This window comes from Micrococcus sp. HMSC31B01, assembly GCF_001816085.1.
GTDB lineage: Bacteria > Actinomycetota > Actinomycetes > Actinomycetales > Micrococcaceae > Micrococcus > Micrococcus luteus.
In genome coordinates this window covers 1-7530 of record NZ_KV825252.1, presented here as the reverse complement: position 1 = coordinate 7530, position 7530 = coordinate 1, and the positions used below count along the sequence as shown (strand labels likewise).

Annotated in this window: 4 protein-coding genes and 1 pseudogene; 3 read left to right on the top strand and 2 right to left on the bottom strand. The window is 73.4% G+C overall.

The features are described 5' to 3' along the window. Positions 1-387: pseudogene (locus HMPREF3105_RS09135) on the bottom strand (3-methyladenine DNA glycosylase); the annotation flags it as partial. A 268-nt stretch (positions 388-655) separates the two neighbouring features. Between HMPREF3105_RS09135 and HMPREF3105_RS09130 the strand changes: the two are divergent. Next, on the top strand, positions 656-3640 hold the full coding sequence (locus HMPREF3105_RS09130; protein ID WP_070709303.1) for a S8 family serine peptidase: 2985 nt from the start codon (positions 656-658) through the stop codon (positions 3638-3640). A gap of 126 nt (positions 3641-3766) precedes the next feature. Here HMPREF3105_RS09130 and HMPREF3105_RS09125 read toward each other — a convergent pair whose 3' ends face one another. Beyond that, positions 3767-5053 (bottom strand): aspartate kinase, encoded by a 1287-nt coding sequence (locus HMPREF3105_RS09125; protein WP_036384130.1) that lies wholly within the window; start codon positions 5051-5053, stop codon positions 3767-3769. Positions 5054-5281: 228 nt separating this feature from the next. Between HMPREF3105_RS09125 and HMPREF3105_RS09120 the strand changes: the two genes are divergently transcribed. Both HMPREF3105_RS09120 and HMPREF3105_RS09115 read left to right on the top strand, forming a co-directional pair. Beyond that, positions 5282-6295, top strand: a complete 1014-nt coding sequence (locus tag HMPREF3105_RS09120; protein ID WP_049147236.1) for an ABC transporter ATP-binding protein — start codon at positions 5282-5284, stop codon at positions 6293-6295. Beyond that, positions 6292-7530 (top strand): ABC transporter permease (locus HMPREF3105_RS09115; protein ID WP_070709301.1); only part of this gene is annotated, 1239 nt, incomplete at its 3' end. The genes HMPREF3105_RS09120 and HMPREF3105_RS09115, both read left to right, overlap by 4 nt.

The window sequence follows — 7530 nt, the reverse complement described above, 5'->3', positions numbered from 1 at the left end:
GTCCACCAGCCAGCCGCCCACCGGGCGGCCGTCGACGACGGCGCCCGCCACCTCGCCGGCCTCGACGCGCCGGTAGTGCTTCCACTCGCCCCGGGGGGTCGTGCCCAGCTCGGCCGCCTCGGCACGGGCCGCGGCGCCGTCGTCGTCCGCGAGGAGGACCCCCGGCCCGGGGTGCCAGCGCTGCAGCGCGGCGGGGGAGTGCGTGTAGTAGCCGAAGAGGAAGTCCTGCACCGGGTGCTTCTCACCGCGCATCCGCAGGGCCACCAGCGGGTCCGTGCGTCGGGCGATGCGCTCGCGGTGCGCCCGCGCATGGGCCCGCCACACGTCGGCGGGCAGGACGACGACGGCGGTCGGCGGGGACGCGGAGGCGGTGCGTGGCTCGGGCATGGCCCCACCATCCTCCCCCGTGGCGCCCCTCGGGAGCGAGCGGGCCCACGTGATGCCGACGCGGGGAGCGCACTCCGGCGGCCCCAATTCGACGGTCCTGGACGTTGCCTGACAAAGATCTGGTCAAACGCCCTACCGGACGGTAGATTGCACGTGTCTCGCTGTGGTGCCCATCACATGGGTGCCGATCTCCCCGTCCCCCGGCGTCATCCCCGCCGGCGTGCCACGGGTGAGAGCTGGGCGGACCTTGATGAGAAAGGCGGAGGCAATGCCTCAGAACCCCCCCCCTGCCCGGCGCCGTCGGGCCCTGGCCGCGGCCGTCGCGGGCGCGAGCCTCGTGGCCGCTCCCGCGCTCGCGGTGTCGGCCACCGCCGTCGAACTGCCCGACGGCAGCACCGTCTCCAGCCCGCAGGGCGAGGTGCAGGTCCAGCAGCAGTTCGAGGACGGCCGCTACTTCGTGGTCCTGAAGGACCAGCCGTCGGTGACCGCCCCCGAGGCCGGCGCCGTTCCGGGCGCGGCCCCGAAGGCGAAGTTCGACCCCTCGCACCCGCGCGTGAAGAACTACGAGGCCAAGCTCCAGCGCCAGCAGGCGAAGGTCGCGAAGGCCCACGGCGCCAAGGCCGAGATCTCCTTCCAGCGGGCCGTGAACGCGTTCGTCGCCGAGCTGACCGCCGAGGAGGCCCAGGCGATCGCGAAGGACCCGGCCGTGCTCGGCGTCGCACCGGACGAGCAGGTGGCCCCGGACTACAGCTCCACCGAGTTCCTCGGCCTGCCCGGCAAGAAGGGCACCTGGAAGTCCGTGTACGGCAAGGCCGAGAACGCGGGCAAGGGCGTGGTGGTCGGCGTCATCGACTCCGGCATCCACCCGGACAACCCGTTCATCGACGGCCAGCCCGTCCAGCCGCTCAAGGGCAAGGCCAAGGTCGGCGTGCCGTACCGCACCGCGGACGGCCAGATCGCCGTGCTCAAGGCGGACGGCACCACCGCCACGGCCGAGTGCGAGACCGGCCCGGACTTCCCGGCCTCGTCGTGCGACTCCAAGCTGATCGGCGCCTACGCCTTCTCCGACGACTTCGAGCGCTTCGTCCCGGTGGACGAGCGGGCCCCGGAGGAGCGCATCTCCCCGCTCGGCGTGTTCTCCCACGGCACCCACGTGGCCACCACCATCCTCGGCAACACCGGGGTGGAGCAGACCATCGACGGCGACTCCTTCGGCGAGGGCGCGGGCGTGGCCCCCGCCGCGAACCTGATCTCCTACAAGATCTGCTGGGAGGACACCGACCCGGACACCGGCGGCTGCTACACCTCCGCCTCCGTGGCCGCCGTCGAGCAGGCCATCGAGAACAACGTGGACGTGCTGAACTACTCGATCTCCGGCTCCAACACCTCGATCGTGGACCCGGTGGCCATGGCCTTCAAGTCCGCCGCCGAGGCCGGCATCTTCGTGGCCGCCTCCGGCGGCAACTCCGGCCCCGGCCCGAACACCGTGAACCACGGCTCCCCGTGGCTGACCACCGTGGCCGCGGAGACGTTCTCCAACGAGCTCACCGCCACCGTGCAGTTCTCCGACGGCACGCAGCTCCGCGGTGCCTCCTCGGCCCGCACCGGCGTGGGCCCGGCCGAGGTCATCCATGCGTCCGAGGTCGCCGCCGGCGACGCCGAGGCCGCGCGTCTCTGCCTGCCCGGCGGGCTCACCGAGGAGGCCGCCGGCAAGATCGTGCTCTGCGAGCGCGGCGGGAACGCCCGCACCGAGAAGTCGCAGGTGGTGGAGGAGGCCGGCGGCGTCGGCATGATCCTCGTGAACACCCCGTCCGGCTCGCTGGACGCGGACATCCACGCGGTGCCGACCGTGCACATGAACGACAACGGCGTGATCGAGAAGGTGAAGTCCTCCGACCTCACCGCCACGATCGTCCCGGGCGACACCACCGGCCTGCCGGAGGACCCGCTGCCCCAGATCGCCGGCTTCTCCTCCCGCGGGCCGGCCAACGCCGTGAACCAGGAGCTCCTGAAGCCCGACCTCGCCGCCCCCGGTGTGAACGTGATCGCCGGCGTCTCCCCGCTGGACCCCGACTACCACGGCAACACGTTCGGCCTGATGTCCGGCACGTCCATGGCCTCGCCGAACCTGGCCGGCATGGCCACGCTGCTGATCGGCAAGTACCCGGCCTGGTCCCCGATGGCCGTGAAGTCCGCCCTCATGACCACCGCCGGCGACGTGTACAACGCCGACGGCACCGTGAACACGGACAACTTCGCCACGGGTGCCGGCTCCGCCGATCCGGCCGCCGCCGCCCGTCCGGGCCTGGTCTACGACTCCGGCAAGGAGCAGTGGGACGCGCTGCTGCGCGGCGACATCGCCGGCCGTGACGTGAACGTCCCGTCCCTGGCGATCCCCGACGTCGTCGGCTCGGCCACCGTGACCCGCACCGTGACCGCCCTGGAGAACGGCCGCTGGCGGTTCTCTGCGAACGTGCCCGGCTTCGAGGTGACCGCCTCCCCGGCCGTGCTGGACCTGAAGGCCGGCCAGTCCGCCGACGTCGAGCTGACCGTCACCCGCACCGACGCCGCCGTGAACACCTGGACCCACGGCTCCATGTCCTGGACCACCGCCAAGGGCAAGGCCGTCCCGGAGGTGACCTCCCCGGTCACCGTGAAGGCGAAGTCCGCGACCGTCACCTCCGCCGTCGAGGGCTCCGGCGCCACCGGCTCCGCCGACGTGGAGATCACCCCCGGCGTGACCGGTGAGCTGACCCCGCAGGTCCTGGGCCTGGGCAAGGTGGACTCCACCGTGGCCGCCGCCACCGCGAGCAACTCGCTCGAGTCCAGCGCACTGGCCGTGTCCACGGTGACCGTGGAGGAGGGCACCCAGTCCCTGGTGGCCTCGATCAACGCGGGCGCCGCCGGCGCCGACTGGGACCTGTACGTGATCACCCCCGAGGGCAAGCAGTTCTCCCGGGCGACCGCGGACGAGTCCGAGACGCTGACGATCGCCGACCCCGCCCCGGGCGCCTACACCGTGGTCGGCCACCTGTACGCGGCCAACGGCGGCAAGGACACCGGCACCCTCGAGACGCTCAAGCTGCGCGAGGACGCGGGCAACCTCACGGTCTCCCCGAACCCGGTGCCCGTGACCTCGGGCAAGGCCACCGAGGCGACCCTCTCCTGGTCCGGCCTGACCTCGGGCACCTGGAAGGGCCTCGTCACCTGGGACGCGGGCATCACGACCGACGTGACCGTCCAGGTCCCGTGACCGCCGACCCCCTCCGTCCTCGCTGACGGAACGGGAGGAACCGCCCGCACGACGCCGGCCCCGCACCTTCACGCTGAAGGTGCGGGGCCGGCGTCGTTGGTGGGTGGGGCAGCGGCGGGTGCGGCGTCAGCGGCCGGTGCCGCCGTAGACCGTGGCCTCCTCCTCGGCGTCGAGGCCGAAGGCGGCGTGCACGGCGCGGACGGCGTCGTCGAGCTTGCTCTCGGCGGTGACCACGGAGATGCGGATCTCCGAGGTGGAGATGAGGTCCACGTTCACGCCGGCGTCGGCGAGGGCCTTGAAGAAGGTGGCGGAGACGCCCGGGTTGGAGCGCATGCCCGCGCCGATCAGCGAGAGCTTGCCGATCTCCGGGTCCGAGACGATGTCCTGGAAGCCGATCCGGTCCTGGGCGGCGCGCAGGGCGGCCATGGCGTCCTTGCCCTCCACGATCGGCAGGGTGAAGGAGATGTCCGTGCGACCCGAGCCCTCGCGGGAGATGTTCTGCACGATCATGTCGATGTTCACGTTGGACACGGCGATCACGCGGAAGATCTCGGCGGCCTTGCCGGGCACGTCGGGGACGCCGACGATCGTGACCTTGCCCTCGGAGCGGTCGTGGGCGACGCCGGAGACGATGGGCTGTTCCATGGGAGCGCCTTCCTGAAGGGTGATGGTGTCGTTCGGGTCGGGCATGATCCAGGTGCCCTCATGGTCGGAGAAGGAGGAGCGCACGTGCAGCGGCACGCCGAAGCGGCGCGCGTACTCCACGGAGCGCAGGTGCAGCACCTTGGATCCGGAGGCCGCCATCTCGAGGGTCTCCTCGGAGGAGAGCTCGGTGAGCTTGCGGGCGGTCGGTACGACGCGCGGGTCCGCCGAGTAGACGCCGTCCACGTCCGTGTAGATCTCGCACACGTCCGCGCCGAGCGCGGCGGCGAGGGCGACGGCCGTGGTGTCCGAGCCGCCGCGGCCCATGGTGGTGATGTCCTTGGACTCGGGGCTCATGCCCTGGAACCCGGCCACGATGGCCACGCGGCCGGCGTCGAGGGCCTCCTGCACGCGGTGGGGGTTGACCTTGACGATCCGGGCCCGGCCGTACGAGGTGTCCGTCAGCATGCCGGCCTGGGAGCCGGTGTAGGAGCGGGCCTCGACGCCCTCGGCGTGGATGGCCATCGCCAGCAGGGACATGGAGATGCGCTCGCCGGCCGAGAGCAGGATGTCCATCTCGCGTGCGGGCGCGTCCTGCGTGAGCTCGGCGGCGAGGTCGAGCAGCTCGTCCGTGGTGTCGCCCATGGCCGAGACCACGACGCACACGCGGTTCCCGGCCCGGACCGTGTCCGCGACGCGGCGGGCCACGCGCTGGATGCCGGCGGCATCGGCCACGGAGGAGCCGCCGAACTTCTGGACGATGAGACTCATGGGTCGCTCCGGACGGGATCGAGGGTCGGTTCGGGCCAAGTCTAGGGGCGCGCACCCGCGCGGGTCCGCCAGGTGAACCCCTGTTCCGGATGCTGGACCCGGCGCCCGCGGCCGGTCAGGACGACGGCGCCCGCGGCCCCGCCTGCGGCCCCGGTCGGGCTCGGATCGGCGCCGGGATCATCCCCCGGGTGGATCCGCGTCCGAGCACGGCCCGGCAAGGATGGGGCCATGACCGCTCCAGCACCCCCGCCCGCCTCACCCGTCCTGGGGGCGGCCGCCCACGACGGGATCGTGGCCCACGGCCTCGCCCGCTCGTTCGGCGCCGTCCATGCGGTGCGGGACGTCTCCCTCACCGTGCCCGCCGGCTCCGTGACGGCCCTCGTCGGCCCGAACGGCTCGGGCAAGACCACGCTCCTGCTCATCTTGGCCACCCTGCTGCGCCCGGACGCCGGCGCCGTGTCCGTGGCCGGGGTGGACGCGGTGCGCGAGCCCGTCGAGGCCCGGCGGCGGCTCGGCTGGATGCCCGACACCCTGGGCGTGTGGGAGGAGCTGACCTGCCACGACATCCTCGCCAGCCTGGGCCGGCTCTACGGCATGGGGAAGGCGGAGGCGTCGGCGCGCGCGGACGAGCAGCTCGCGTGGGTCGAGCTCACGGAGTTCGCCCACCGGCCCGCCCGCGTGCTCTCCCGCGGCCAGCAGCAGCGCCTGTCCCTGGCTCGGGCCACCGTGCATCGGCCCTCCGTCCTGCTCCTGGACGAACCCGCCAACGGCCTCGACCCGGCCGCCCGCATCCGGCTGCGGGACGACCTGCGCGCCATGGCCGCAGCCGGCACCGCCGTGCTCGTCTCCTCCCACGTGCTCGCCGAGCTCGAGGAGATGTCCGATCGCGCCGTGTTCCTCCGTGAGGGCGCCACGGTGGCCACCCAGGAGTTCCGCGCCGCCGACGGCCTCGCCCGCCCCTACCGGATCGCCGGGCCCGACCCGACGGCCCGGGACACCCTCGTCCGCGCCCTCGAGACCCGCGGCCTGACCGTCACCGCGGCCACCGGCGCCGGCGCGGGCCAGCGCCGGGACGGCGTCGTGGTGCAGTTGCGGGGCGAGGCCGCCGCGGCCGCGCTGCTCGCGGACCTCGTGCGCGAGGGTGTGCTCGTCAGCCACTTCGCCCCGGAGGGCTCCCGCCTCGAGAACGCCTACCTGGGCCTCCATCTGGAGGGCCCCCGCACCGAAGGAGACCGGCCGTGAGCACCGCTGTCGCGACCTCGATCCACGACCGCCGCCCGCCGCAGCCGCAGCCGGGGGGACGCCTCGGCGCGGCCCAGGCCGTGGCCACCGTGGTGGGCATGGAACTGCGTCAGCGGCTGCGCTCGCGCGGCTGGTACGTGCTGTTGGGCGTCTTCTTCGTGGTGGTGGGGGCGGTGACCCTCGGCGCCCTCGGGCTGCGGAGCCTGGGCATGACGGAGATGGAGGCGTCCGGCCTGGAGCCGGAGCTGGCGGAGCAGCAGATGCGCGCCCTGGGGCGGACGCTCTTCGACGGCGTCCTGCTCTTCGTCCTCACCCTCTCGCTGCTGGTCTCGCCCGCCCTGGCGGCCAACGCGATCTCGGGCGACCGTGCCGGCGGCACCCTGGCCATCACCCAGGTCACCCTGCTGCGGACCGGGCACCTGATGGCGGGCAAGTGGCTGGCCGCGTGGATCGCCTCCGCCGCGTTCCTCGCGGCCGCGCTGCCGTGGCTCGCGGTCGCGGCCGTGGTGGGACGCGTGTCCCCGTGGGCCGTGCTGGTGGGGCTCGTGATGATCCTCGTGGAGTTCGGCATGATCGCGGGGATCGGCGTGGCCGTCTCGGCCATCGCCGGGCGCACGCTGTTCGCCGTCGTGGTGACGTACCTGATCGTGGCGGCGCTGACGATCGGCACCCTGGTGGCCTTCGGGCTGTCCCTGCAGTTCCTGCAGACCGAGGTGCGGGCCAACGACGCCGAGTACGGCTCCATGACGGCGGAGCCGTTCACCGAGGCGGAGCTCGAGAAGATGACCCCGGAGGAGGCGGAGCGGGCCTGGGCCGAGTGGGAGGCGGCGCACCCGGAGCTGTACGACGGGATCGCCGACCGGTGCGTCGGCCCGGTGACCACCCGGACGATCCCCGACCCGCGGCGCAGCGGATGGCTGCTCGCGGCGAACCCCTACGCCGTCCTCGCGGATGCGTCCCCCTGGGAGGGCGGGCTCGTCGAGGACGGGACCTGGGCGGAGCCCGGGCCGCTCAACCTGCTGTCCGTGGGCCTGCGCTGGACCCAGCGTGACCCCGTCCGGGACGTCGAGTGCCTCGACGGCGAGCTGCGCGGTCTCGACCAGAGCGGCGTGCCGGACCGGCAGGGCACCTGGCCGGTGTGGCCGCTCGGCCTGGCGATGCAGGGTGTGCTGGTGGCCGGGCTGGGCTGGTGGGGCCACCGTCGCCTGGACACCCCGGCCGGGCGGCTGCCCGCC